This window comes from Mycobacterium sp. (assembly GCF_032159775.1).
Lineage (GTDB): Bacteria > Actinomycetota > Actinomycetes > Mycobacteriales > Mycobacteriaceae > Mycobacterium.
Window position 1 is genome coordinate 43,525 of sequence record NZ_JAVHWK010000119.1, and the last position, 24,651, is coordinate 68,175.

Here is a 24,651-nt window from a genome sequence, read left to right on the forward strand (position 1 = left end):
CGGATCATCCCAAGCTGGCGCTGACCAGAGAAATGCCCGCGAACATCGGGCCGGCCTCGGAGTCCGGTCCCGGCACGGGCCGGTCGATCTGCCTGAAATACTCCGGCAGGTCGATTGCGGTGCCCCTCCATCCGTGAGCGGTGAACCAGTCGATTGCCGGCGCGTGCTGCTCGTTGTAGATCAGCGAAAAGAACCGAGAGCCGTCGGGCGATTCCTGCTCTGCGTCGCGGGCCTGTTCAAAGGCTTCCTGGCTGAACGGCTTGCCGTCGTCGACCGCGACATGGCTGCCCGCTGCCGCCAGTTCATGGATGCCCGCGAAGAGTTCGGCTTGAGCGGCGGCGGGCAGATAGACCAGTAGCCCTTCGAGCAGCCAGGCCGACGGCCGCGACGGATCGAATCCGCTCTCCCGAAGGGCCGCAGGCCAGTCGTCGCGCAGATCGACCGCTACCTCGCGGCGCTCTGCGGTAGACGCATCACCGCTGCGGGTGAGCACATCCTTTTTGAACTCCAGCACCTGCGGCTGATCGAGCTCGAACACGACTGTCCCCTTCGGCCAGGCCAGCCGGTAGGCACGTGAGTCAAGGCCTGCCGCGGGGATCACGATCTGGCGCGCTCCCGCGTCGGCCGCGGCGTAAAAATAGTCGTCGAAGTACTTGGTGCGTGCCGCCTGGTAGTTGACGAAATGCCCGCCGAACTCGGACATCAGCTTGTTCTCCGGCGCCTTGCCGTCGAGAACGTCGGCCCACTCGCCGCCGACTGCTCGGCAGAAAGTCTCCGCGTACGGGTCGACGACCAGCGGATTCGGTTTATTCGCCTCCAGCGCTCGGGAGGCGGCGACGAACAGTGCCGTCGCACCGACGCTCGAGGTGATGTCCCAGGTGTCGTTATCGGAACGCATACTTCGGTTGTACGCCCGAATTCCGACAACTCGCTGAACTGCAAGAATTGGCCGCGCGGGATGACTAGACGAGCGAGCGGCCGGTCCGGATCCGCCAGTCCAGATCCTTCAGCATCCAATTGAATGGAAACTGCCGGACCACGGTGGGCAGCAAGTCGTTGACGAACCGAATGCGTCTCATCAGCCGGTCGAACCGCCGCTGCTTCTCGGCGTCCCAGTCCAGCGCCATCTCGTCGCGAAACCGCTGCGGTAGGAAGCCGCCCGTGATCAACAGGTTGAAGTCGTCCAGCCTGCGCTGCACCAGCGCGGGCAGCTTGACTCCACGCACCCGCCCTGCGGCGATCGGCCAGAGGAAGTCACGGACTTCGTCGTCGATGTGCACCTGGGCCATCGACTCATCCCAGTAGCGATCGAACGCCGCCTGGTTCGCAGGCCACATCTCGCGTGGCACCTGCAACATCGTTCCGAGTGCGATGCCTTCATCGAACAGTTGGTCGGCGACCTGGTCGTCGATCTCGCCGACGAAGATCTTGTAGATGTCGACGACGCCCTTGTACATGCAGGCGCCGACCCACATCTGCAGCTCGGGATCGAACGCGTTGTAGGAGACCGGGCTCTCGTCGGTCGAGTACACCTGCGCGTGCGCGCCATTCACCGCCCGCCGGTATGCCGCCTGCTGTTCTGCGGTTCCGTTCACGGAGACCGCGAGGTAGGTGAATGTGGTGCGGGCCCGCTTGATGGGGTGCCGGTCGATCCGGCCGCTCTCGACGCGGCTTTCCACCACGCCGTAGCCGACGCCCGGGCGCGACAGCTGCATGATCACGTTCGCCGGTCCGGCCAGCAGGCCGACTCCCAACATGCCGCCGACGGCGTCGGGGATGCGGCGCCGGATGAGTGGTCTGCGAGCCTCACGAACCGTCATTGCCTACCTGCCCCCAAATGTGAGAACGATTGTTGTCAGATATTGCCCGAGCCCGCTGGCGACTGTCAAGGTGGCACGATGGCCCACATGGCACAGGTCCGCCCGTACCGCGGAATCGAGGCGGTCGACCGCCTCACGCAGCGCCGACTCCGGCTCCTCGACGCCGGCCTTGACCTGCTGGGCGGCGACAGCACCGAAGCCGACCTCACCGTGCGGGCCGTCTGCAGCCGGGCCGGTCTGACCGCACGCTATTTCTACGAGAGCTTCGCCGACAAAGACGAGTTCGTCGCCGCGGTCTTCGACGCCGCCGTCGCCGACGTCGCGGCCACCACCCAGGCGGCCGTGGCCGCATCCCCGGCCGCCGAGCAGGGCCGGGCGGGCATCGCGAACCTGGTACGCATCATCAGTTCCGACTCGCGCATCGGCCGTGTGTTGTTCGACGTCCGAATGTCGAACCCGGTAGTCCTGCGCAAGCGCTCGGACCTCGGCGGAATCTTCGCCTTTCTTCTGGCACAGCACATCGCGACCTCACTGCGCCGCGATCAGACGGGCAGGAGCAGGGCGGCCGTGCACTTCGTCGTCGGCGGCGTGGGTCAGACCATCAGCGCGTGGCTGGCCGGCGAGGTCGATCTGCGCGAAGAGCAATTGGTCGACCAGCTGGCTGCGATTCTCGCCGCGTTGGACGATCCCAGCCGCTACTTCGACTAGCCAGCCGCTACCGGACGGTTGCGATCTGCCGATGTCTTCGGCTCTGTTTGCGTATCCGCATCGGTGAATTCCTTTACCCAGCAAGCGAACTCGAGCGTGATGCCGTCGGGGTCGTGAAAGTAGAAGGACCGCACGTATACGCCCGGGTGAACGGTCGGCGAGACCTGTGCCGCGCTTTCGTCGTGGTTGAGTACCGGCCCGACGCGCACCCCTTTGTCCTTGAGCCGCTGCCGGTATTCGTCGAATTTCTCGGGGGGTACGTGAAATGCCAGGTGGTTCATCGAGCTGACCGAGCTGGTGATCTCGCCGATTCCCGGGATCGCGGCGGGTGAGGAGATGCCGGGCACCCGATCGGCGGCTTCGGTGAACCAGAAGAAGGCCACGCAGTCGCCGTTTCCGGCGTCGAAGAAGAAATGCTGACCCATCCCGCCGGGCAGGTCGAGCGATTTGATCAACGGCATTCCCAGGACGCCGGAGTAAAAGTCGACGGTCTGGCGCATATCCGAGCACACCAGCGCCACATGGTTGATGCCGCCGAGCTGGAATTCGGAATTGAAATTGACGGGCTTGATCATGTCGGAAAACTCCTACCAAGTTCTGTTTCTGAATCTAACATCAGGCTCAGGTGCGTTCAACGACCGGCGACCCTTGGGGCGGAGGAGAACCGTGACGGTCAGTCCGCGCGAACGATTGCCGACTGTGCGGGTACGGCAGACTCAGGCGGCGATCGATGCTGCGGCGCGAGCGGTCGTCGCGCGCAAGGGGTTTCTGGCGACCACGATCGTCGACATCGCTGCCGAGGGCGGCAAGTCGGCCGCGTCGTTCTACAACTATTACGACTCCAAGGCGTCGATGGTCCGCGAGTACGGCGATCCGAAACTGACTGCCCCAGCCCTGGTTTCGATGCTCGTCGACGACGAGGCGGGAGCGACATGACGAGGACACCGTCATCCGGCACGCCGGGTGTGACGCGCGAGTTCGTCGGATTGGACTCCCCCACCGCGCGGCGGGCCGGATCTGGCGGCCATCCCTGCCAGGGGTTGTATCACCGTGGGGTAGGCCGCAAGCCGAAGGTGGCGATGATCGCCGTTCACTATCAGATCGACTTCTCGGAGCATTATCTCGCCGACTACATGGCGACCCGCGGCATTGGTTTTCTCGGCTGGAACACCCGCTTTCGCGGATATGAGAGCAGCTTCCTACTCGACCATGCGCTGGTCGACATCGGGGTTGGTGTCCGGTGGTTGCGGGAGGTCCAGGGTGTCGAATCGATTGTGCTGCTGGGAAACTCCGGCGGCGGCTCGCTGATGGCCGCCTACCAGGCGCAGGCGGTCGACGCCCACGTTACGCCACTGGAGGGCATGCGTCCCGCAGCCGGGCTCACCGAGCTGCCCGCTGCCGACGGTTATGTGGCCAGCGCGGCGCACCCGGGTCGGCCCGACGTATTGACCGCCTGGATGGACGCCTCGGTCATCGACGAAAACGACCCGATTGCAACCGATTCCAACCTCGATCTCTTCAACTCGGAGAACGGACCGCCCTACAGCCAGGATTTCGTCACCCGGTATCGCTCGGCCCAGGTGGCGCGCAACAACGCGATCACGGACTGGGCCGAATGTGAACTCAAACGCGTGCGCGCCGCGGGGTTCTCCGATCGCCCGTTCACGGTCCTGAGAACTTGGGCCGACCCCCGAATGGTCGACCCCACGCTGGAACCGTCCAAGCGACCACCCAATACGTGTTATGTCGGTGAGCCGGTCAAGGCGAACCGGTCGGCGCACGGCATCGCCGCTGCGTCCACCCTGCGCAGCTGGCTCGGGATGTGGAGCCTGCGGCACTCGCAGACACGGGCCGAGCCGCATCTGGCGCGCATCTACTGCCCGGCCCTCGTGATCAACGCCGAGCAGGACACCGGCGTCTATCCGTCCGACGCCCAGCGCATCTTCGACGCACTCGCGAGTACCGACAAGACACGGTGCGCCATTGACACCGACCATTACTTCACCACGCCCGGGGCGCGCAGCGAGAAGGCCGATACGATCGCCAGGTGGATCGCGAAACGGTGGCGGTAAGGGTCCTGGCCCATTTCACGCCCGGCGCCAAGGTTCTGGAATTCGTTGCGCGGCAAGCAGATTGGCTGGATATCCACTACTGCGCCGAAGACGACAATGACACGTTCTATCGCGAACTGCCCCAAGCCGAGGTGATCTGGCACGTGCTACGACCGTTGTCGGGCGCCGATCTCGAGCGGGCGACCAGGTGCAGGCTGGTGCACAAGCTTGGTGCGGGCGTCAACACCATCGACGTCGAAACCGCATCGCGGCGCGGCATCGCAGTGGCCAACATGCCCGGCGCCAACGCCGCATCGGTGGCCGAGGGCGCCTTGCTGTTGATGCTGGCAGCCCTGCGCCGACTCCCCGAACTCGACCGCGCCACCAGGGAGGGCCGAGGCTGGCCGTCGGATCCGAGCCTCGGTGAGACGGTCCGTGACATCGGGGGCGCCTCGGTGGGGCTGATCGGCTACGGCAACATCGCCAAACGCGTGGAGACCATCGTTGCCGCGATGGGAGCCGAGGTGCTGCACACCAGCACCGGCGATGACGGCCACTCGGGATGGCGATCGCTGCCGGACCTGCTTGCCGCAAGCGACATCGTCTCGTTGCATCTGCCGCTGACCGCCCAGACCTCGAATCTGCTGGACGCCGCGGCGCTTGCGCTGATGCGGCCGAGTGCGGTCATCGTCAACACCTCTCGCGGACCGATCATCGACGAGAAGGCGCTGGTGGACGCACTGAGAGGCGGCCGGCTGGCCGCCGCAGGCCTCGACGTCTTCGCTGTCGAGCCCGTCGCCGCCGACAACCCGCTGCTGAGTCTCGCCAACGTCGTGCTGACGCCCCACGTGACCTGGTACACGGCCGACACGATGCGCCGCTACCTCACCGAGGCGGTCGACAACTGCCTGCGCATCCGCGACGGCCGGGACCTTCGGAACGTGGTCAATTCCCGCGGGTAGTGTCGTTCCCAACCCACCGGTTATTAGGGAAGGCAACGCCGCATGCCCATTGCAGTCAATCCCGAGCACAACGACCTGGCCGATTCGGTTCGGTCTCTGGTGGCGCGGGTGGCGCCGTCGGACGTTCTGCATGAGGCGCTCGAGACTCCGATCTCCAATCCGCCGCCGTACTGGAGGGCCGCCGCCGAGCAGGGACTGCAGGGTGTGCACCTGTCCGAAGCCGTTGGTGGACAAGGGTTCGGCATCCTGGAGCTCGCGATCGTGCTCGCCGAGTTCGGCTACGGTGCGGTGCCGGGCCCGTTCGTGCCGTCGGCGATCGCCAGCGCGCTGATCGCCGCACACGACCCCGATGCCAAGCTGCTGAATGACCTGGCGTCCGGCGAGGTGATAGCCGCATATGCGATCGACTCGGGTCTGACCGCCACCCGGCACGGCGACGGCCTGGTCATCCGGGGCGAGGTGCGGGCGGTGCCTGCCGCCGCCCAGGCATCGGTGCTTGTGCTTCCGGTGGCGATCGACAGCGGCGAAGAGTGGGTGGTGATCGACGCCGACCAGCTGGAGATCGAGCCGGTGCGAAGCGTCGACCCGCTGCGGCCGGTGGCTCATGTCCGGGCCAACGCCGTGGAAGTCGAAGACGACCGCGTGCTGACCAACTTGAGCCGGGTCCTCGCGCGTGCACTGATGTCGACCCTGCTGTCTGCCGAGTCGATCGGCGTGGCCCGGTGGGCGACCGACACCGCCTCGGCGTACGCCAAGATCCGCGAACAGTTCGGCAGACCGATCGGGCAGTTCCAGGCCATCAAGCACAAGTGTGCGGAGATGATCGCGGACACCGAGCGCGCGACCGCGGCGGTGTGGGACGCCGCGCGCGCCATCCACGAGGCAAGCGAAGGCGATTCCAAAGACAGCGCCTTCGAGTTCGCCGCCGCGGTGGCCGCGACGCTGGCACCGGCCGCCGCACAGCGTTGCACCCAGGACTGCATCCAGGTGCACGGCGGGATCGGGTTCACCTGGGAGCACGACGCGAACGTCTACTATCGCCGCGCCCTCGTGCTGGCCGCCTGCTTCGGCCGCGCAGCCGATTACACGCAACAGGTTGTCGACATCGCGACGACCACCGGCATGCGCAAGCTCGACATCGACCTTGACCCCGACACCGAGAAGCTGCGCGAGGAGATCCGCGCAGAGGTCGCCGCCCTCAAGGCAGTTGCGCGCGGCACGGAGCGCAACACCGCCATCGCAGAAGGCGGTTGGGTGCAGCCGCACCTGCCCAGGCCGTGGGGGCGGGCATCGGATCCCGTCGAGCAGATCATCATCGCCCAGGAGTTTTCGGCCGGCGAGGTCAAGCGCCCGCAGATGGGCATCGCGGCATGGATCATTCCGTCGATCGTCGCGTTCGGCACAGACGAACAACAGCAGAGGTTCCTGCCACCGACCTTCCGTGGCGAAATGATCTGGTGCCAACTGTTTTCCGAGCCGGGCGCCGGCTCCGATCTGGCCAGCCTCTCGACCAAGGCCACCAAAGTCGACGGCGGCTGGCGGATCACCGGCCAGAAGATCTGGACCACGGCGGCGCAGTTCTCGCAGTGGGGTGCGCTGCTGGCACGCACGGACCCGAGCGCGCCCAAGCACAACGGCATCACCTACTTCCTGCTCGACATGAAAAGCGAGGGCGTCGACGTGCGGCCGCTTCGCGAGCTCACCGGCAACGCGATGTTCAACACCGTGTACATCGACGACGTATTCGTTCCCGACAAGTACGTGCTCGGCGAGGTGGACCGCGGATGGGAGGTCAGCCGCAACACCCTGACCGCCGAGCGGGTGTCCATCGGCAGCAGCGAGCCACTCGGCATGGCCAGCCTGGAGGGGTTCGTCGAGTTCATCAGGGATGGACAGTTCGACCAGATCGGTCAGAACCACGCAGGCAGGCTGATCGCCGAGGGCCATGCGGCCAAGGTGCTCAACATGCGCTCGACGCTGCTGACGCTCGCCGGTGGCGATCCGATGCCCGCCGCGGCGATCTCGAAACTGCTGTCGATGCGTACCGGACAGGGCTACTCCGAGTTCGCCGTGTCGTCGTTCGGCACCGACGGCGCGATCGGCGACCCCGGGCAGCTGCCAGGGAAGTGGGCCGAGTACCTGCTGTACAGCCGCGCCACCACGATTTACGGTGGCACGACGGAGGTGCAGCTCAACATCATCGCCGAACGGCTGCTGGGTCTGCCGCGGGACCCGTAGAGGTAGTAGGAAGGTCGGGCCCACGACCGGAGACGTCACCCTTCGACAGTTGCGTTACTTCGCCGTGCTCGGCGAGGAACTCAACTACCGTCGCTCCGCCGAGCGGTTGTTCATCACCCAGCCCGCCCTCTCGACGGCGATCAAAGCACTCGAACATCAACTCGGCGTCATGCTGTTCACCCGCAGCACCCGCGAAGTCGCGCTGACCGAGCTGGCGGCGGCCTGGCTGCCCAAAGTGCGTGACGCGCTGGCCGGCATCGACTCCGCCGTCGACGACCTGATCGCGATCTCGGCTCACTATCGCCGAATCCGCCTGGGCTACCTGATCGGAACCGGTGCGGACCTGCTGTTCCGGCTGGTCCGTCATTTCGAGGTGGTGCACCCCGAAATCACCGTGGAGCCAAGGGAATTCGACTTCGCCGATCCCACGGCCGGTCTCGCCGACGGAACCACAGAGGTGGCCATCATCCGGCCGCCGGTCGACCTGCCCGAGCATCGGATGTTCATCCTCGACGCCGAGAAGTGGGTCGCGTGCCTGCCGAGGGATCATCGGCTGGCTGCGCGGTCGGAGTTGACGATCTCCGAATTGCTCGACGAGCCGATCGTGGTGGCACCTGCCACCGCAGGAACCTGGCGGGACTACTGGATGGCGATGGACGTGCGGGACGGCACGCCGCCGAAGATCGCCGCCGTCGCTGCCACCTACGAGGAGGAGACGACGACCATCGCGCGCGGGCTCGGGATCAGCTTCACCAGCGAGGCGAGCGCGCGCCTCTACAACCGTCAGGGCATCGTCTACGTGCCCATCACGGATCGACCGCGCAACTACACCGCGCTCGCGTGGCATCCGGCCGGCCTCAGCCGCGAAGCCGCCGAGCTGGTGGCGCACGTCCGCGAGGAGTGGAGCTTCGGTGAAGGCAAGCCGGTGGAGCGGCCCGCGACTTATTACTGAGTCCATTAATAAGCGTGGGTTATCAGTAGATCAGTTATTGGAACTTCCGCCTGGCAGGTCAAGGGAGTTTTCTGTGATGACCGTTCGACCCGCCTGCCTGGAGAAGCCATGACCGATATCGCACCCGCCGAAGCGAAAGCTCCGGAACCCGCCAACAGCGAGGATGCCAAGCTCGAGCAGTTCGGCTACACCCAGAAGCTCGACCGCTCGGTGGGCCGATTGGCCTCTTTCGCAATCGGTTTCGCGACGATCAGCGCCACCACGGCGGTGTTCACCGGCTTCGGCGCGGGCTACTTCACCGCGGGCGGACCCTTCGTGTGGACTCTGTTGCTCGCCGCTGCGGTATTCGTGATCTGGACGCTGATTGCGGCCGACCTGACCGCCAAGATCCCCTTGGCCGGCTATTCGTACCAGTGGACCAGTCGCCTCGTCGGCTCGACGATGGCGCTGTTCACCGGCGTGCTCGCCCTCGCAGGTTGGATCTGCGGCATGACCGGTGTCGGCTTCATACTGTCCGGATACCTCGGCAGCCTGTTCGGCTGGAACATGAGTCAGACCGCACAGATCCTTATCGCCATCGGCGTGATGGCCGTCTGCATGCTCATCAACCTCTACGGCGTGCGGTTCGCGACGATGGTCAACAACATCGGCGTCAGCCTCGAGTTCGTCATCACCGTCGGCGCAACGATTCTCGTCGCCATCGTCGCGTTCTCCTCGCCGGACAACCACCAATCAGTATCGGTGCTTTTCACCGGCGGCACGTCTGACGGCAGTACCCCGTATGTGCTGGCTTGGCTGGCCGCCTCGCTCGGTCCCTTCTTCGGGCTCATCGGAGTGGAGGCCAGCGCGGACATCGCCGAGGAGACCGTCAACGCCCGTCACGTCATCCCGCGCACGATGTTCTACGCGCTGACGGCCTCTATCATCATCGAATTCGGCATGTACGTCGTCTACGTACTCGCGATCAAGAATGCCGACGCCGTACAGGCCGCATCGGCAGCGCCCATCGAGGAGATCATCACCCAGCAGGTCGGCCCGATCATCAGCAAGATTGTCGTGGCCGTGGCACTGACCAACGTGCTGGCCTGCATCCTGGCCAACATCCTGGTCGCCACCCGGCTGACCTACTCGATGGCCCGCGACAACATGCTTCCGTTCTCGCACATCTGGCGGCACGTGTCCCCGTCGAACCGCACGCCAACCTACGCCGTGCTCGGAATCTTCGGGTTCTCGACGATCCTGCTGCTCTCGGCACTGGTCAGCGAGAAGGCGTTCTTCCTCATCCTCGGCCTCTCCTCGCTGGCGGTCTGCTCGATGTACCTCCTGCAGACAATCGCCGTGATGATCGCCACCCGTCGCGGCACCATCCCGGCGCCCGAGCCTGGCACGTTCGACCTCGGCAAGGCGCGCGTGCCCGTGGCCGTGGTCGCGGCCATCGCCTTCACGCTGGTGTGCGCCGCACTGATCTTCCTGCCGCAGTTCGTAGGCAACGGCTACGTGTTCGGAGGCCTGCTCGTATTGACCACGCTCTGGGCCTTCACCGGGTTGCGCAAGCGGCTGGCCACCGGCGAGGCCGGACCGGACTACGCCAAGACCCACAAAGCCTGAAACTCGCCAGCCAGAAAAGGAATCAACTGAAATGACGCTTACCACCAGTATGTCGAGCAATCTCGTCGCCGTGGAGCCCGGCGCCATCCGGGAGGACACCCCGCCCGGGTCGGTGATCCAGTACAGCGACTACGAGTTGGACACCTCGAGCCCGTACGCAGGCGGTGTCGCCTGGATCGAAGGTGAGTACATACCCGCCGAGGATGCCAGAATCTCGATCTTCGACACCGGCTTCGGGCACTCCGACCTGACCTACACGGTGGCACATGTGTGGCACGGCAACATCTTCCGGCTCGGCGATCACCTCGACCGGCTGCTGGACGGGGCGCAAAAACTGCGGCTGGACCCGGGCCACACCAAGGAGGAGCTGGCCGACATCACCAAACGGTGTGTGAGCATGTCACAGCTGCGGGAGTCGTTCGTCAACCTCACCGTCACGCGCGGATACGGAAAACGCAAGGGCGAGAAGGACCTATCCAAGCTGACCCATCAGGTCTACATCTACGCGATCCCCTACCTGTGGGCGTTCCCGCCCGCCGAGCAGATCTTCGGGACGACTGCCGTCGTCCCGCGACATGTCCGCCGCGCGGGGCGCAACACCGTCGACCCGACCATCAAGAACTACCAGTGGGGCGATCTGACCGCGGCGAGCTTCGAGGCGAAGGACCGCGGCGCGCGCACGGCGATCCTGATGGACTCCGACAACTGCGTCGCCGAAGGACCGGGCTTCAACGTCTGCATCGTCAAGGACGGAAAGCTGGCGTCGCCGTCGCGAAATGCGTTGCCGGGCATCACCCGAAAGACAGTGTTCGAGATCGCCGACGCGATGGGAATCGAAGCCACGCTGCGCGACGTCACGAGCTACGAGCTGTACGAGGCGGACGAGCTGATGGCAGTCACGACGGCAGGCGGCGTCACCCCAATCGTCACGCTCGACGGGGAGGCGCTCGGTGACGGCGCGCCAGGCAAGATGACAACCGCCATCCGCGACCGGTTCTGGGCGCTGATGGACGAGCCGTCGCCGCTGATCGAGGCGATCGAGTACTGAGCGAGGGCTGCCATTGACGATTTGACCTTCGCCGACCGTCTGAGGTCTACCATCGAAATAGGTAGCGACCCGTAGTGGTTGGCGGTAGTGATGAAGCGAATACAGCAGCGCATAGCGCGCCTTGTCGTGACCGGGTCCGCGGCCGTGTCGTTCTTGGTGGCAGTGCCCGCCGTCGTGAGCGAAACCGATACCGACACAAGCGCTCAGCCGTGTGTGAACGGGGTGATTCCGTGGAACCCATATGTGGTGAACTGCAACCTTCCACCCAGGGCGCCAAGGGTTCGCGGCGCAGCACCCGACGCGGGCGCGATCATCGCGTGCCGGAACCGTCCCGGCTGCCTGTCCTGGTATGTCAACGGTCCCTGGTAGTGAGTGACACCCGAGACGTCGAAAAGCGTTGGCGCGACCCGGAAGCGCTGCGCCGAGCGGTTCGGTACGGGGCCGGTGTCATCGTGGTGGCCGGTGTCGCATTCGCTGTTTTCGCCGTCGTCGACAAGGGCTCGGTGCTGCTCGCCTCCACGGTGCCTGCGATTCTTTTCCTCGGCGGCGTCGGTGCGCTCGTCAAGACCTATCGCGTCTGGCGCGCAGGCGGCACGTGGGTGATCTGGCAGGGCGCGGGCTGGTTTCTGTTGACCCTGATGCTCGTGTGCCTGTCAATCCCCTGGTCAGCGGCGATGTTCGCAAGTGGCGTGCGCTGATTTTGGTTGCCTTCGCAACTAACTAAAATTAAGTGAGCAAACCGGATTGCGGTGATCTTGGTGCGCTGACAATGTGGGCAGCAAGCGCCCACGTCGGGCGCTTTATGTTGCCACTAAGGACGAAGCACATGCCGAAGCGCATCACCACTGCCGCCACCCTCGTGCTGGGAGCCGCCGCGGGCGCCATCATGGCTCTGGCGCCGATCGCGAGTGCCGACGATCCGCCGCCGTGTAATCCGGACGATGTGCAGTGCCAACAGCAGCAGAAGCAGCCCGACCCGGCTGCCATCGTTGGTTCCGCGACCGATCAGGCCAACCAGGCTCTCAACCAGGCGCCTGCCGTCAGCCCCTATCCGACATCGGGCCCGCCGGGAGGCGTGTGCGCCCGCATGAACGGCTTTCCGATCTACATTCCGCCCGGCGGCCGCGAGGAATTACCGGGTGAAGTCCCCTCCGGGCCAGTCCATGCGGGCAACTGCACCGCCAAGGACACGTTCGTGGGAGTCGACGCCGCGCAACAGGGATCGGACGCCGCCCAGCAGATCGTCGGCGCCGCAACGCCACCCCAGGACCAGCAGCAGCCGCCGCCCGGCCAGTAGCGGCGAAAAGCGTTACTCCACTTCGGCTTTCTCGTCGTCTCCGCCGACGGCCATTTCGCGGAGTTCGCGCTTGAGGATCTTGCCCGTCGGGTTGCGGGGCAGCTCGTCGAGGAAGACGACTTCCCGTGGCACCTTGTAGCGGGCGAGATTCTCTTTCACGTAGTTCTTGATCGCGTCCTCGTCGACACTGGCGCCGTCGGTCTTCACCACGAACGCGCGGAGCCGGTGCCCCCAGTCCTTGTCCTCGACACCCAGCGCGGTGGCTTCGACGACCTCGGGATGACCACTGATGAGGTCTTCCACCTCCGCGGGGAAGACGTTCTCGCCGCCCGACACGATCATCTCGTCGTCGCGGCCGCTGACATAGAGCAGGTTGTGCTCGTCGAAGTAACCGACATCGCCCGAGGACATCAGCCCGTCGATGATCTGCTTGTGGCCGCCGCCCGTATAGCCCTCGAACGGGAAGGTGTTGCCGACGAAGATCCGCCCCACCTCGCCCTGCGGTAGATCGTTTCCGTTGTCGTCGAGGATTCTGATCTTCACACCCTTGACGACAGGCCCGACGGTCGCCGGGTTGATCGACAGATCCTGCGGCCGCGCGATGGTCGCGAACGCGATCTCCGTCGAGCCGTACAGGTTGTAGATCACCGGGCCCAGGTCCTTGAGCGCACGGTTGGCCAGTTCGGCGCCCAGCTGCGACCCGGACACGAACACGATGCGCAGCGACGACAGGTCGGGCTTTTTCTCCGTCTTCTCGAGCTCGTCCAGGAGCCGGGACAACATCACCGGGACGACGACCATGGCCGTCGCCTTGTTCTTCTCGATGTCGGTGAGCACGGTTGCGGGCTTGAACCGTCGTCGCAGCACCAACGTCGAGCCGAGGAACATCGCGATCGTGGCGTGCAGGAAACCCAGTGCATGGAACATCGGCGCGGGCAGCGATGTCACCTCGTTGGCCTTGAACGGCACGTGGGAGAGCACGCCGCCGATCGGCGCCAGGGACGGCGGGGTGCTCCTGTTGGCGCCCTTCGGCGTCCCGGTGGTGCCGCTGGTCAGGATGATGATCGACGAGTGTTTCGCCGCCTTGGGCGCCGGCTTGGCGCTGCTTCGCTCGATGAGTTCGGCCAGCGTCTCGTCCGTGCTGCCCGACGGCTCGTCCTTGTCGGGGTTGGTGCCGAGCGCGCGCAGCTTGCCCTGCGGCGGTTCGGCCTGGGCGACGGCCTTCGTGTACTCGTCGTCGTAAATGATCACATGGGCGTTCTCGCGCTCCGACACTTCCTTGATCTGTGGACCGGAGAATTCGCTGTTGAGCAAGATGATGCGGGCGCCGACGCGGGCGGCGCCGTAGAGGGCGATCAGGAACCACCGATGGTTTCGGGCCAGAATCGCCACCCCGTCGCCGCCCTTGACTCCCATCGCAAGCAGGCCGTTCGCCAGGGCGTGGGCGGCCTCGTCGAGTTCTCTGAAGGTGACCTCGCCGTCGTCGTCGACGATCGCCGTGCGATCGGGGGTGCGTCGTGCGTTCAGTGCGGGAATCATGCCGAACTCACCCCAGCGCCGGATATCGGCCACGAAGGCGGCGATGTTCTGCGGCGGTTCCAGCTTCAGCGCGCCCGCTTCGAACATCTTGCGGGCGTAGTGCAGCTCGGCTGCGCCCCGTTCGGCGTATTGCTGGACGAGGGCCGCTGCCTGAAAGGGAAGTTCGGTTAGCTTCGGCATGGCTCCACACTATGTGACGACCGTCGCACCGCGGTATGGAAAGTGCTGCGTAACTACCATGGCGGTATGGCTGCATCGTCCTCGAAGGGTGAGCACCTCGAGGTCGACGGCGAGGCGGTGCCCATCTCGCATCCCGACAAGGTGGTGTTTCCCGCGCTCGGCGTCACGAAGCTCGACCTGATCCACTACTACCTCGCCGTCGCTCCCGGGGCCCTGCTTGGGGTCGCCGACCGCCCGATGATCCTCAAGCGGTTCGTCAAGGGCATCACCGAAGAGGCCGTCTTCCAGAAGAGGGCCCCCGAGAAGAACCGGCCCGACTACGTCGATGTCGCCGAGCTGCGCTACGCATCGGGCACATCCGCGAAGGAGGCCGTCCTTCACGACGCCGCCGGTCTGGTGTGGGCCATCAACCTCGGTTGCGTCGACCTCAACCCGCACCCGGTCCGTGCCGACGACCTCGCCCACCCCGACGAGCTGCGCGTCGACCTCGATCCGATGCCCGGGGTCGACTGGCGACAGATCATCCACGTCGCACTCGTCGCGCGCGAAGTTCTCGAAGAGCACGGCCTGACCGCGTGGCCCAAGACATCGGGATCGCGCGGCTTCCACATCTATGCACGCATCGAGCGGCGGTGGCCCTTCAAGTTCGTCCGGTTGGCCGCGCAGGCGGTGGCGCGCGAAGTCGAGCGGCGCGCGCCCGATATGGCCACCGCGCGATGGTGGAAGGAGGAACGCGAGGGCGTGTTCGTGGACTTCAACCAGAACGCGTTCGACCGCACGGTGGCTTCGGCCTACTCGGTGCGGGCCACGCCCGACGCCAGGGTGTCCACACCACTGCTGTGGGACGAGGTCGTCGACTGCCGCGCCGAGAACTTCACCATCGCGACCGTGCCCGAGCGATTCGCCGAGCGCGGCGACCCGTGGGAAGGCATGGACGACGCGACGGGCAGCCTGGACCTACTACTCGACCTCGCCGACCGGCTCGGCCCCGCCGAGAAAGCACCGAGGGGCGCGAAGAAGGGCACCGGCCGACGCGAATCGACGATGCCGCTGATCGAGATCGCCCGCACCAAGACCAAGGACGAGGCGATGGCCGCGCTCGAAACCTGGCGCGACAAATATGAGGAAGTAGCTAAGAAACTTAAGCCCGTGGACGTGTTACTCGACGGTATGCGCGGACCGAGTTCGATCTGGTACCGCATCCGAATCAACCTGCAGCACGTACCAGAGGACCTGCGACCACCACAGGAAGCACTGATCGCGGACTACAGCCCGTGGGAGAACTATTCCGGCGCGCAGTTCCGCCGTCCTTAGAATCCCAGCGCTCGTAAAACGGTTCTTAGCAAAGTATTACCGGACGCTCCCCAATGCCTTAGATCAGCGGCATAGCTTTGACCTCATGTACGGGAACCCGGCACTCGACTGCAGCGGCGCACAGATGCGTGCGCTGTGTCGTCAGCTGGCCACCGTGGTGACGGTCAGCGGCGAAGTCAACGAGTCCAACCTCGATGTCATCACTGCCTATGCACGGCGCTTCGTCTTGACGGAGAAGCCCTTCGTATTGGATATGACCGGCGTGACTTCCTTTGCGCCGGCTTGCATTTCACTCCTCTACTCCGTCGACGAGGATTGCCAACACGCCGGCGTTGATTGGTCGATCGTTCCCAGCCAACACGTTCACCGGACACTGCGGTTGTTCGGTGAAGGTGAAACGTTCCCGACCGTCGGCTCCGTCGCCGAGGCGCTTCACGACATCGCCGATCGCATCGGCGAGCGTCGGCGCCTTCTACCTCTGCTCACCAAGACCGCCTAACAGAAAGGGCGATCACGTGCTCATCGATCTCCGCTGGTTGACCTACCTTCTCGGCAGGCACACCGCTACACCCACGCCCGCGCGCTAGTCCGCCGGAGCGTTGCTCGGCGAGCTGTTACCTCTCGCGCTCGTCGTCGCACTGTCGCCGGTATCGATAATTCCGGCGGTCGTGCTGGTTCTGCACACCGACCATCCCAGGCCCACCGGGCTGGCCTTCATGTCCGGCTGGCTTATCGGGCTCGCGGTGTTGACCGCTGCCTTCGTCCAGGTGCCCCATCTGATCGACGGGCTCGGTCGAGAATCCCCGACGTGGGCGCCCGTGGTGCGGATCGCCGTCGGTGTCCTGCTCATCGCGCTCGGCGCCGGGCGGTGGGTGACACGCAAACGCGAGACCCGGCCGCCTGCCTTTCTCAATCGGCTGGGACGGATCAAGCCGTTGGGCGCCGGGCTGATCGGATTCGGGCTGGTGGTCGCCAATCCGAAGGTCGTCGTCATGACCGCCGCGGCAGGTCTGATCATCGGAACCGCCGCGACCGGCATCGACGTTTGGCTCGCCGTGGCGTTCTACACGGCCCTTGCCGGATCGACGGTGATCGCCCCGATCCTCGCCTACCTGGTGGCCGGCGAGCGCGTCGACGGGCAGCTCGAACGGGTGAGGGACTGGATGCAGCGCGAACATGCCACCGTCACGGCGGCCATTCTTCTCGTCGTCGGAATCCTGTTGACCTACACCGGGATTCGCGCGCTCTAGCGGTCCGGCGACCAGTACGCGAGCATCTCGGCAAACGTCTCGAAGGCGGCGCCGGATACGCCGTAGGTCGCCTCGAAGTGAATGCTCAACGGGAAACCGAGATCGGCGACGCCGTCGATCACCCGCTTGTACAGGTCGACCATCAGCTGACGTTTGTCGGCGGGATCGCGGCTCGCCAGGGACCGAACGAACTCCTGCTCGCGAGCGACCGCCGCATTGCCGGGGTCCTGAATCAGCCAGTCGATCAGACCCACTCGGGTCTCGACCTTGGGCACGAAGCCGAAAGACAGCAGAATCTCGGGCCGGTGGTCGGTGTTCTTGGCGAAATCGGTGAGGAACCCGACGATCGCGTCGGAGTACAGCAGCTGCGTCATGCCGTAGTTGGCGCCCTGATTGCACTTGAACTCGAACCGGCCCTGCTCGCCCTCACGGGTCGGGATGAGGATCGCACCGCGGTTGTCGACCACGTCGCGGTAGATCGACAGCGCATCTGTCGGGGCGACACCGGTGCCTTCGCCGTCGCTCATGGTGCGGGGCACTCCGACGAACGCGATGCCCTCGAACCCAGCGCCTTGAAGCAAGGTCAGCCGCTCGCCGAGGGCCGCCTGGTCCATGAACGGGGTGACCTGCGTGCACAAACTGCGTAGGCCCGGCAGCTCCGGCTGGATCAACGACCAGTACTCGAGGACGTCGAGCTTCGGCTTCATCGGGACGGGGCGGTCGTCGTCCTCGTCGATCATCCCGGGGATCATTATGTGCTTGAGCCGGCCTGCGAGGCCGGACTCCGCGGAGATCTTCGCGACCTTGCGCGCCTCTTCTTTCGCATACTCCGGCCCGCGCTCCACGTTGGGAGGCACCAGCTCCAGTGCGATTGTGTTGAGGGTCACTGCGTTGCTCCTGATCAAGACGACCGGACCACGATACCGAGCGCAGCTGTGTAGTTCGAAATCGTCGACTGTGATCTACAGCGCCCGGCGGGCCTCTCGCACCTGCTCAGCGATGTCGTCGTCGGCTCCGAATTCGATCAGCACCGCGTCGCGGCCGGACAGGAAAAGCAGCAGTTCGGGTGCCGACCCGGTGATCGTGCACCGCGGGCCTTTGCCGACGGACGCCAGCGTTGAGCCGTCGGAGTCCTGCAGCGTCACGGTTGCAGGCGCGCGGCTCAGCGACAGCCGGGCCCCCAACCGCACCTGCCTGCGCAGTGCGGACTCGAGGTCGCCCTCGAGGCTCCGCGGTTGCCATCCGAGTACCGCGCGACGGACATCTTCGTGGTGGATGAACATCTCGGTGGTGTTCACCACGGGATCGAGCAGCTTGAACGGCGAGTACAGCGGCGGCCCCGACGCGACCATGTCCAGCAGCTCGGGCCACTGCGTGGTGTCGGTGAGGTGCTGCTGCCTGCGGGCGGTGTAACCGGCGAGCGCAGGAATCATGATGCCCGGCGCCGCGTCGAGGCGGCGTTCGCGGATCACCAGGTGTGCCGCCAGGTCACGGACGGTCCATTCGCCGCACAGTGTCGGCGCATCGGGACCTGCGTCGCGCATTGTCGTCACCAGTTCGGCACGTTCACGGGAGGCTGCGGTCATCGCAAAACCGTACCTCCGTCGATGTTGATGACCTGACCGTTGATCCACTCACCTTCCAACGAGATCAGGAATGCGACCAGCGAGGCGATGTCGTCCGTATCGCCGACACGGTTGCCGCGCATCCGTTTGAGGGCGGCCGCCTCCAGCTCCGGCCATTGCGGCACCGACCGAATCGCCTGTGTCGCAGTGAAACCCGGCGCGACGGCGTTGCAACGAATCCCTTGCTTGCCCCATCGGGCGGCGACGTGGCGGGTCAGCGCACCGATGCCGGCCTTCGCGGTGGCATAGGCCGGGCGGGTCGGCTCGCCCTGGAACGCCGCCGCCGACGACATGTTGACGATGGCCCCTCCGCCGCGCGCCAGCATCAACGGGATGGCCGATTTCAGCGCGACCACATAGCCGCGGAGGTTGACCGCCATCACCCGGTCCCACAGATCCAGCTCGATGTCGACGACGTCGGAGTCGCCCATGAGCGCAGCCATGTCGGCGCCGACGTTGAACGACGCGTCCACGCCGCCGTAGATATCCGCGGCGGTCTGGAACAGGGCCGCCACCGAGTCCGGCTCGGCGAGGTCGAACGGAACGCCGGTTGCGGTGCCGCCCGCCTCGGTGATCTCTTCGGCCGTTCGGCGCGCCCCGTCGGCCACGACATCACCGACGAGCACCGCGCAACCCTCAGCGGCTAGCCTGCGACTGGTGGCGGCACCGATTCCGGTGGCTCCCCCCGCGACGACGACGACCTTGCCGGTCAATCCCCGAAGTCCCATACGTCGCAGACTATCGGCGCGATCGGTCAGGACAGGGCGCCGACGGCGCCTTCCGCCGCCTCGACCAACGCTCCGGTTCGCGCCAGCTCGACGGCGGCGGCGATCTCGGGCGCCAGATAGCGGTCCTCGCCTGGACCCTGGACACGCTTGCGCAGCGCCGCAATGACCGCCGCGGTCCCAGGTGCGGGCATCAGGGGCTGGCGCAGTTCGATGCCGCGCGCCGCGTTGAGCACCTCGATCGCGAGCACCTGCGTCAGACCGTCGATGCCACGGCGCAGCTTGCGAGCCGCCGACCAGCCCATCGACACATGGTCCTCCTGCATCGCCGACGACGGGATCGAGTCCACGCTCGCCGGGGCGGCCAGCCGTTTGAGCTCCGACACGATGGCGGCCTGGGTGTACTGCGTGATCATGTGCCCGCTGTCGACACCCGGGTCGTCGGCAAGGAAGGGGTTCAGCCCGTGACTGCGCGCGGCGTCGAGGAACCGATCAGTGCGCCGCTCGCTGATACTGGCCACGTCGGCCACCACGATCGACAGGAAATCCAGCACATAGCCGACCGGCGCGCCGTGGAAATTGCCGTTCGACTCGACCCGCCCGTCCAGTGTGATCACGGGATTGTCGATGACGCTTGCCAATTCGCGTTCGGCGACCGCTCGTGCGTGGCCGGCGGTATCGCGCGCGGCACCTGCTACTTGAGGTGAGCATCGAAGCGAGTAGGCGTCCTGCACCCGGGTGCAGTCGTCACCCCGGTGGCTGGCGACGATCGCCGACCCCGCCAGCAGTCGGGTGATGTTCGCCGCGGACACCGCCTGGCCCGGATGTGGTCGCAGCCGCTGGAGATCGTCGGCGAACACCCGGTCTGTGCCGAGCAGACCCTCGACGCTCATCGCCGCGGCGATGTCGGCGAGCCGGAACAGGCTGTCCAGGTCGGTGAGGGCGAGTACGAGTTGGCCCAGCATTCCGTCGGTGCCGTTGATCAGCGCCAGGCCTTCCTTCTCGGCGAGCGTCACCGGCCCCAGCCCGTGTTCGGCCATTGCTTCTGCTGACGGCGTCAGAACACCGTCAGCGGTGCGGACGTGGCCTTCACCCATCACCGCGAGCGCCACATGCGCCAGCGGCGCGAGGTCGCCGGAGCAGCCGAGGCTGCCGTACTCGTACACCACGGGCGTCAGCCCGGCGGACAGCAGATCGGCGTAGGCCTGCGCCGTCTCCGTACGGACTCCGGTTCGGCCGGTCGTCAGTGTCGACAACCGCAGCAGCATCATCGCGCGGATGACCTCGCGCTCGACCTCAGCGCCGGTACCCGCAGCGTGTGACCGAATGAGGCTGCGCTGCAGTTGCGTTCGTCGTTGCAGGGGTATGTGTCGGGTGGCGAGTGCGCCGAAGCCGGTGGACACACCGTAGACCGGGGTGGGTTGGCCGGCGAGCGCCTCGATGTGGACCCGGCTGGCCGCGACGGCGTCGAGCGCATCGGGGGCGATGCTTACCCGGGCATCCTGGCGCGCCACCGCGACGACATCGGCGAAGGTGACCGGGCCGACCCCGACAACGACCTTGGAATCATTCATCACTGTTCGATCTGCTTTCGTTGCGTGGGAGCGCCGGATTGCACCACGTCGTCGACGATGGGCACGCCGGGCCGGTAGGCCAGGTGAACGTATGAGGGTGCATCGAGTCTGACGAAGTCCGCCCGCATGCCGGGCGCAAGCACTCCGACGTCGTCGCGGCGCAGGGCGGACGCCCCGCCCTTGGTCGCCGCGCGCAACGCCTCTGCGGGCGTCAGATGCATATCGCGGACCGCCATCGCAATGCAGAACGGCATGCTGGTGGTGTACGACGTGCCGGGATTGCAGTCCGTAGCCAGGGCGATCGACACACCCGCTTCGACGAAGCGTCGGCCGTCGGGCCATGGTGCGCGGGTGGAGAATTCGGCGCCAGGCAGCAGGGTGGCGACGGTGTCGCTTGCAGCGAGTGCCTCGAGGTCACCGTCGTCGGCATACGTGCAGTGGTCCACCGACGCCGCACCCAACTCGACGGCGAGCTTGATACCCGGCCCAGCAGCGAGCTGGGAGGCATGCACGCGCAGACCGAGGCCGGCACCGGCGCCGGCCTGCAGGATCGTCCTCGCCTCGTCGACGTCGAACGCGCCGCGATCACAGAACACGTCGATCCATCTGGCTCGCGGTGCGCATGCCGTGAGCATCTCCCCCGCGACCAGGCTGACGTAGTCGTCACGACGGTCGCGGTACTCGGCGGGAACGACATGGGCACCGAGGAATGTGGTTTCGGCTGTGGCGCGACCGGCGATATCCAACGCACGGAGTTCGTCGGCCACGGTCAGGCCGTAGCCGCTCTTGGTTTCGAAAGTCGTGACGCCACTGGCCAAGAGCTCGCCGATCAGCCGGTCGACGTTGTCCGACAGCTCGGCGTCCGAGGCGGCGCGGGTCGCCGAAACCGTCGTCGCGATGCCGCCGCCGTCGTAAGCGGCGCCGCTCATCCGCGCGGCGAACTCGGCGGATCTGTCGCCGGCGAAGACGAGGTGCGCGTGGCTGTCGACGAATCCCGGTATCACGCTTGCATTCCCACAGTCGACCCGCTGCTCTGCGGCCGGCGCCTTGTCTGTCGGGCCGACCCAGGCGATGCGGTCGTCGTCGACGACCATCGCGGCGTCCCGGATGAGCCCAAGCAGAGAACCGTCGCCCTGCGCCGCGTCGTTGGTCACCAGCTCGCCGATGTTGTCGTAGAGAACGGTCATTCCTGCCACCCGATCGCCTGTGCAAGAGCCTCGCCGACGTCGGCAAGCGCTACGTGTCGTCCCTCGGTCACCACATGTCGACCGTCGACGATCACGTCGGTGACGTCGGCGGCCGATGCGGCGAACACGACGTTCTCCGCCGTGGCTCCGCCACCCGCGGTACGAATCGACCGAGTATCGACCGCGACGAGGTCGGCATGCGCACCGACCCGCAAGTTGCCCGCCTCCGTCCAGCCCAGGGCGCGTTGACCGGCGGCAGTTGCGGAGTCCAGTAGCGTTGCCGCGGAGACGATTCCGCGCTCGCGGCGGGCCAGGCGCTCGTCGAGTTCGACGGCGCGCGCCTCCTCGAACAGGTCGATCATCGCGTGGCTGTCAGATCCCAGGCTGAACGGTCCGCGCCCTGCCAGCAGGGCGGGCGCGGGTCCGATCCCATCACCCAGGTCGCGTTCGGTCGTCGGGCAGAAGCAGACGCCGGTCGCCGTGCGGTCCATGTCCGCGATGTCCTGTCCGGTCACATGCGTGGCGTGCACTGCGGTGGTGCGGGGCCCGAGGACTCCATTGTCGCGCAGAAGTGCGGTCGGGGTGCAGTTGTGCACCGCGATGCACTCGTCGACCTCGGCGGTCTGCTCGGACGAGTGCACGTGCAGTGGTGCGCGATGGGTGTCGGCCCACTCGACCACCGCGGTCATCTCAGCCGGGGGCACCGCCCGCACGGAATGTATTGCAGCACCGACGATCACCTGCTCGTGTGATTGCAAGTCGGTTCTCAACCCGTCCACCCGCTCGGCCCATGCGGTGGCGGTTCCGTCGCCGAATCGTTGTTGTGGACCGTCGGCCAGCGGGGCACCGTCGAGTCCGGAGCGTAGGTAGCAGGTGTCCAGCAGCGTCAGGCGTACCCCTGCGGCCGACGCGGCCGCGATCAGCGCCTTGCCCATTTCGTTCGGGTCCGCGTAGCGCCTTCCGCCGACATCGTGGTGCAGGTAATGGAATTCGCCGACCGCGGTGATTCCCGCCAGTGCCATCTCGGCGTAGGTGGCCGTCGCCAAGGCTTGGTAGCGCTCGGGCGTCAGTTGTCCTGCGGTGTCATACATCAGCTTTCGCCACGTCCAGAAGCTGCCGCGATCACGCTGGGTTCGCGATCGCAGTGCCCGGTGGAAGGCGTGCGAGTGCGCGTTGGCCAGGCCGGGGATCACCAGACCGCGAAGCCGCCGAGACGACGACGTCGGCGGCACGCCCTTATCGATCTCGGTGATCCGTCCGGCGTTGACGACGACCCCAACGGAGGCCACGACCTCGCTGTCCAGCCACGCGTTCTCACACCAGAAGTTCCCGTCGGTCACCGCGCCACCCAATCGGCCATCACGTCGGCCAGCGCTTCCGCGCCGGTGCGGCAGTCGGCGATCTCCGCGTACTCCTCGGGGGAATGGGAAACCCCGGTGGGGTTGCGCACGAACAGCATCGCTGTCGGCACCTTGGCCGAGAGGATTCCGGCGTCGTGGCCCGCGGCGGTAGGAAGCACGGGAACCTCGCCGAACTGCGACAGCGCAGCCTGCACCCGCAGGCGCGGCGCGTCCGGGAATTCGACGATCGGGGTGATCGACTCGGCTTCGAAGTCGACGGTGACGTGGCCGTCCTTGGCATAGTGCGCGGCCGAGTCCCGGATCGATTCGACGACTGTCGCGAGGGTGGCCTCGTCGGCGGCGCGGGCGTCCAGCCACGCGTCGACCCGGGACGGAATGGCGTTTGCGCCGTTCGGGCTCACCCTGACCTTCCCGAATGTGGCGACGGCGCCGTGCCTGGCTGCCTCGATTCGCGCGGCATGCACCGCGGATGCGAAGGGCAGCATCGGATCACGCCGGTCGACCAGCCGGGTCGTGCCGGCATGGTTGGCCTCACCGCCGAAGGTGAGGTGCCATCTGCCGTGCGGCCAGATCGACGAGGCCACGGCGATCGGGCGGCCCAGGTCTTGTAACGCTCGGCCCTGTTCGACGTGAAGCTCGACGTACACACCTACCCGTTCGGTGAGCGTGTCGTCGACGCCGAGTAGTTCCGGGCGGCGGCCCGCGTCGCGCAGCGCGTCGGCCAACGTGGTTCCGTCGTTGTCGCGAAGCGCGAGCGCCCGGTCGGCCGTCAGTGCCCCCGTGCTCAGCTGCGATCCGACGCATGCCACACCGAACCGGGCACCCTCCTCATCGGCGAATGCGACCACGGCGATCGGGACGACGGGTGCGACACCGCGGGCGCGGAGGAGATCGACCGCGTGAAACGACGACACCACCCCGAGCGGCCCGTCGAACGCGCCACCGTCGGGCACCGAGTCGAGGTGAGAGCCGGTGACGAATGCGCCCCTTGGGTCACCACGCCACCCGGCGGGCATCCACCACGCCCACATGTTGCCGTTACGGTCCTCCTCCACGGTCATGCCGCGACGCTGCGCTTCGGCGGAGAACCATTCGCGGAGGGTGAGATCGGCCGTGCTCCACGCGAATCTGCGATAACCGCCGGTGGTGGGTTCGCGTCCGACGTCGAGGATGGACTCCCACAGGGAGTCGAACCGCGGATCGAAGTCCATG

The 24,651-nt window shown here is 66.2% G+C and carries 23 protein-coding genes and 1 pseudogene; 13 read left to right on the plus strand and 11 right to left on the minus strand.

The window, feature by feature from the left end; genetic code table 11:
- Window positions 1-4 precede the first annotated feature (4 nt).
- Window positions 5-898 carry a class I SAM-dependent methyltransferase gene (locus QOJ24_RS14245; protein WP_526262205.1) on the minus strand — a complete coding sequence of 298 codons (894 nt, stop codon included), beginning with the start codon at window positions 896-898 and terminating at the stop codon, window positions 5-7.
- A gap of 64 nt (window positions 899-962) precedes the next feature.
- Window positions 963-1,820 (minus strand): oxygenase MpaB family protein, encoded by an 858-nt coding sequence (locus tag QOJ24_RS14250; protein ID WP_526262207.1) that lies wholly within the window; start codon window positions 1,818-1,820, stop codon window positions 963-965.
- Between the two features lie 78 nt (window positions 1,821-1,898).
- On the opposite strand from QOJ24_RS14250, the gene QOJ24_RS14255 reads away from it, so the two are divergent.
- A complete protein-coding gene (locus QOJ24_RS14255) occupies window positions 1,899-2,528 on the plus strand; it encodes a TetR/AcrR family transcriptional regulator (RefSeq protein ID WP_526262209.1) in 630 nt (209 codons plus the stop codon).
- On the opposite strand, the gene QOJ24_RS14260 is transcribed toward QOJ24_RS14255, so the two are convergent.
- Window positions 2,525-3,103, minus strand: coding sequence for a VOC family protein (locus tag QOJ24_RS14260; protein ID WP_526262211.1), 579 nt, complete (start codon window positions 3,101-3,103; stop codon window positions 2,525-2,527). The genes QOJ24_RS14255 and QOJ24_RS14260 overlap by 4 nt on opposite strands.
- Before the next feature lie 91 nt (window positions 3,104-3,194).
- On the opposite strand from QOJ24_RS14260, the pseudogene QOJ24_RS14265 reads away from it, so the two are divergent.
- From QOJ24_RS14265 to QOJ24_RS14305, 9 genes and pseudogenes are all read left to right on the plus strand, one after another.
- A pseudogene (locus QOJ24_RS14265) lies at window positions 3,195-3,395 on the plus strand (TetR/AcrR family transcriptional regulator); the annotation flags it as partial.
- A gap of 65 nt (window positions 3,396-3,460) precedes the next feature.
- Window positions 3,461-4,600 (plus strand): alpha/beta hydrolase family protein, encoded by a 1,140-nt coding sequence (locus QOJ24_RS14270; RefSeq protein WP_526262213.1) that lies wholly within the window; start codon window positions 3,461-3,463, stop codon window positions 4,598-4,600.
- A complete protein-coding gene (locus QOJ24_RS14275) occupies window positions 4,576-5,541 on the plus strand; it encodes an NAD(P)-dependent oxidoreductase (protein WP_526262215.1) in 966 nt (321 codons plus the stop codon). Before QOJ24_RS14270 ends, QOJ24_RS14275 begins: the two co-directional genes overlap by 25 nt.
- A 42-nt stretch (window positions 5,542-5,583) precedes the next feature.
- On the plus strand, window positions 5,584-7,779 hold the full coding sequence (locus QOJ24_RS14280; protein WP_526262217.1) for an acyl-CoA dehydrogenase family protein: 2,196 nt from the start codon (window positions 5,584-5,586) through the stop codon (window positions 7,777-7,779).
- A 49-nt stretch (window positions 7,780-7,828) separates the two neighbouring features.
- Window positions 7,829-8,731, plus strand: a complete 903-nt coding sequence (locus tag QOJ24_RS14285; RefSeq protein WP_526262219.1) for a LysR family transcriptional regulator — start codon at window positions 7,829-7,831, stop codon at window positions 8,729-8,731.
- A 108-nt stretch (window positions 8,732-8,839) separates the two neighbouring features.
- A complete protein-coding gene (locus QOJ24_RS14290) occupies window positions 8,840-10,339 on the plus strand; it encodes an amino acid permease (RefSeq protein WP_526262221.1) in 1,500 nt (499 codons plus the stop codon).
- A gap of 31 nt (window positions 10,340-10,370) precedes the next feature.
- Window positions 10,371-11,387 (plus strand): aminotransferase class IV, encoded by a 1,017-nt coding sequence (locus QOJ24_RS14295; RefSeq protein WP_526262223.1) that lies wholly within the window; start codon window positions 10,371-10,373, stop codon window positions 11,385-11,387.
- Between the two features lie 368 nt (window positions 11,388-11,755).
- Window positions 11,756-12,085 (plus strand): hypothetical protein, encoded by a 330-nt coding sequence (locus tag QOJ24_RS14300; protein WP_526262225.1) that lies wholly within the window; start codon window positions 11,756-11,758, stop codon window positions 12,083-12,085.
- A gap of 128 nt (window positions 12,086-12,213) precedes the next feature.
- The gene (locus tag QOJ24_RS14305) at window positions 12,214-12,684 is read left to right on the plus strand and encodes a hypothetical protein (RefSeq protein ID WP_526262227.1); all 471 of its coding nucleotides are present in this window, start codon (window positions 12,214-12,216) and stop codon (window positions 12,682-12,684) included.
- Between the two features lie 12 nt (window positions 12,685-12,696).
- Here the strand turns inward: QOJ24_RS14305 and fadD2 are convergent, their stop codons facing one another.
- Window positions 12,697-14,403 (minus strand): long-chain-fatty-acid--CoA ligase FadD2, encoded by a 1,707-nt coding sequence (gene fadD2 / locus QOJ24_RS14310; RefSeq protein ID WP_526262229.1) that lies wholly within the window; start codon window positions 14,401-14,403, stop codon window positions 12,697-12,699.
- Window positions 14,404-14,469: 66 nt separating this feature from the next.
- Between fadD2 and QOJ24_RS14315 the strand changes: the two genes are divergently transcribed.
- The 3 genes from QOJ24_RS14315 to QOJ24_RS14325 all read left to right on the plus strand — a co-directional run bounded on the left by QOJ24_RS14315 (window position 14,470) and on the right by QOJ24_RS14325 (window position 16,967).
- Window positions 14,470-15,717 carry a DNA polymerase domain-containing protein gene (locus tag QOJ24_RS14315; protein WP_526262231.1) on the plus strand — a complete coding sequence of 416 codons (1,248 nt, stop codon included), beginning with the start codon at window positions 14,470-14,472 and terminating at the stop codon, window positions 15,715-15,717.
- A gap of 85 nt (window positions 15,718-15,802) precedes the next feature.
- Complete coding sequence (locus QOJ24_RS14320; protein WP_526262233.1) at window positions 15,803-16,216, plus strand: STAS domain-containing protein; 414 nt, start codon at window positions 15,803-15,805, stop codon at window positions 16,214-16,216.
- 100 nt (window positions 16,217-16,316) lie between these two features.
- Window positions 16,317-16,967 carry a GAP family protein gene (locus QOJ24_RS14325; RefSeq protein ID WP_526262235.1) on the plus strand — a complete coding sequence of 217 codons (651 nt, stop codon included), beginning with the start codon at window positions 16,317-16,319 and terminating at the stop codon, window positions 16,965-16,967.
- On the opposite strand, the gene QOJ24_RS14330 is transcribed toward QOJ24_RS14325, so the two are convergent.
- From QOJ24_RS14330 to QOJ24_RS14360, 7 genes are all read right to left on the minus strand, one after another.
- Entirely contained in the window at window positions 16,964-17,854 is an 891-nt protein-coding gene (locus QOJ24_RS14330; protein ID WP_526262237.1) for a mycobacterial-type methylenetetrahydrofolate reductase, read from the minus strand. The genes QOJ24_RS14325 and QOJ24_RS14330 overlap by 4 nt on opposite strands.
- Before the next feature lie 75 nt (window positions 17,855-17,929).
- On the minus strand, window positions 17,930-18,553 hold the full coding sequence (locus QOJ24_RS14335; protein WP_526262239.1) for a TIGR03085 family metal-binding protein: 624 nt from the start codon (window positions 18,551-18,553) through the stop codon (window positions 17,930-17,932).
- Window positions 18,550-19,320, minus strand: coding sequence for an SDR family NAD(P)-dependent oxidoreductase (locus QOJ24_RS14340; protein WP_526262241.1), 771 nt, complete (start codon window positions 19,318-19,320; stop codon window positions 18,550-18,552). The genes QOJ24_RS14335 and QOJ24_RS14340 overlap by 4 nt, the downstream gene beginning before the upstream one ends.
- Before the next feature lie 26 nt (window positions 19,321-19,346).
- Complete coding sequence (gene hutH / locus QOJ24_RS14345) at window positions 19,347-20,891, minus strand: histidine ammonia-lyase (protein ID WP_526262243.1); 1,545 nt, start codon at window positions 20,889-20,891, stop codon at window positions 19,347-19,349.
- Window positions 20,891-22,078 carry an imidazolonepropionase gene (gene hutI / locus QOJ24_RS14350; protein ID WP_526262245.1) on the minus strand — a complete coding sequence of 396 codons (1,188 nt, stop codon included), beginning with the start codon at window positions 22,076-22,078 and terminating at the stop codon, window positions 20,891-20,893. Before hutI ends, hutH begins: the two co-directional genes overlap by 1 nt.
- Window positions 22,075-23,418: a formimidoylglutamate deiminase gene (locus tag QOJ24_RS14355; protein WP_526262247.1), complete on the minus strand. Its 1,344-nt coding sequence runs from the start codon at window positions 23,416-23,418 to the stop codon at window positions 22,075-22,077. Before QOJ24_RS14355 ends, hutI begins: the two co-directional genes overlap by 4 nt.
- Window positions 23,415-24,650, minus strand: a complete 1,236-nt coding sequence (locus tag QOJ24_RS14360) for an allantoate amidohydrolase (protein ID WP_526262249.1) — start codon at window positions 24,648-24,650, stop codon at window positions 23,415-23,417. The genes QOJ24_RS14355 and QOJ24_RS14360 overlap by 4 nt, the downstream gene beginning before the upstream one ends.
- Window position 24,651: the final 1 nt, after the last annotated feature.

Coding starts and splice junctions, on each gene's coding strand:
- QOJ24_RS14245 (WP_526262205.1), bottom strand. CDS start 898: ATGCGTTCCGATAACGACACCTGGGACATCACCTCGAGCGTCGGTGCG.
- QOJ24_RS14250 (WP_526262207.1), bottom strand. CDS start 1,820: ATGACGGTTCGTGAGGCTCGCAGACCACTCATCCGGCGCCGCATCCCC.
- QOJ24_RS14255 (WP_526262209.1), top strand. CDS start 1,899: ATGGCCCACATGGCACAGGTCCGCCCGTACCGCGGAATCGAGGCGGTC.
- QOJ24_RS14260 (WP_526262211.1), bottom strand. CDS start 3,103: ATGATCAAGCCCGTCAATTTCAATTCCGAATTCCAGCTCGGCGGCATC.
- QOJ24_RS14270 (WP_526262213.1), top strand. CDS start 3,461: ATGACGAGGACACCGTCATCCGGCACGCCGGGTGTGACGCGCGAGTTC.
- QOJ24_RS14280 (WP_526262217.1), top strand. CDS start 5,584: ATGCCCATTGCAGTCAATCCCGAGCACAACGACCTGGCCGATTCGGTT.
- QOJ24_RS14290 (WP_526262221.1), top strand. CDS start 8,840: ATGACCGATATCGCACCCGCCGAAGCGAAAGCTCCGGAACCCGCCAAC.
- QOJ24_RS14295 (WP_526262223.1), top strand. CDS start 10,371: ATGACGCTTACCACCAGTATGTCGAGCAATCTCGTCGCCGTGGAGCCC.
- QOJ24_RS14305 (WP_526262227.1), top strand. CDS start 12,214: ATGCCGAAGCGCATCACCACTGCCGCCACCCTCGTGCTGGGAGCCGCC.
- fadD2 (WP_526262229.1), bottom strand. CDS start 14,403: ATGCCGAAGCTAACCGAACTTCCCTTTCAGGCAGCGGCCCTCGTCCAG.
- QOJ24_RS14315 (WP_526262231.1), top strand. CDS start 14,470: ATGGCTGCATCGTCCTCGAAGGGTGAGCACCTCGAGGTCGACGGCGAG.
- QOJ24_RS14320 (WP_526262233.1), top strand. CDS start 15,803: ATGTACGGGAACCCGGCACTCGACTGCAGCGGCGCACAGATGCGTGCG.
- QOJ24_RS14335 (WP_526262239.1), bottom strand. CDS start 18,553: ATGACCGCAGCCTCCCGTGAACGTGCCGAACTGGTGACGACAATGCGC.
- QOJ24_RS14340 (WP_526262241.1), bottom strand. CDS start 19,320: ATGGGACTTCGGGGATTGACCGGCAAGGTCGTCGTCGTCGCGGGGGGA.
- hutH (WP_526262243.1), bottom strand. CDS start 20,891: ATGAATGATTCCAAGGTCGTTGTCGGGGTCGGCCCGGTCACCTTCGCC.
- hutI (WP_526262245.1), bottom strand. CDS start 22,078: ATGACCGTTCTCTACGACAACATCGGCGAGCTGGTGACCAACGACGCG.
- QOJ24_RS14360 (WP_526262249.1), bottom strand. CDS start 24,650: ATGGACTTCGATCCGCGGTTCGACTCCCTGTGGGAGTCCATCCTCGAC.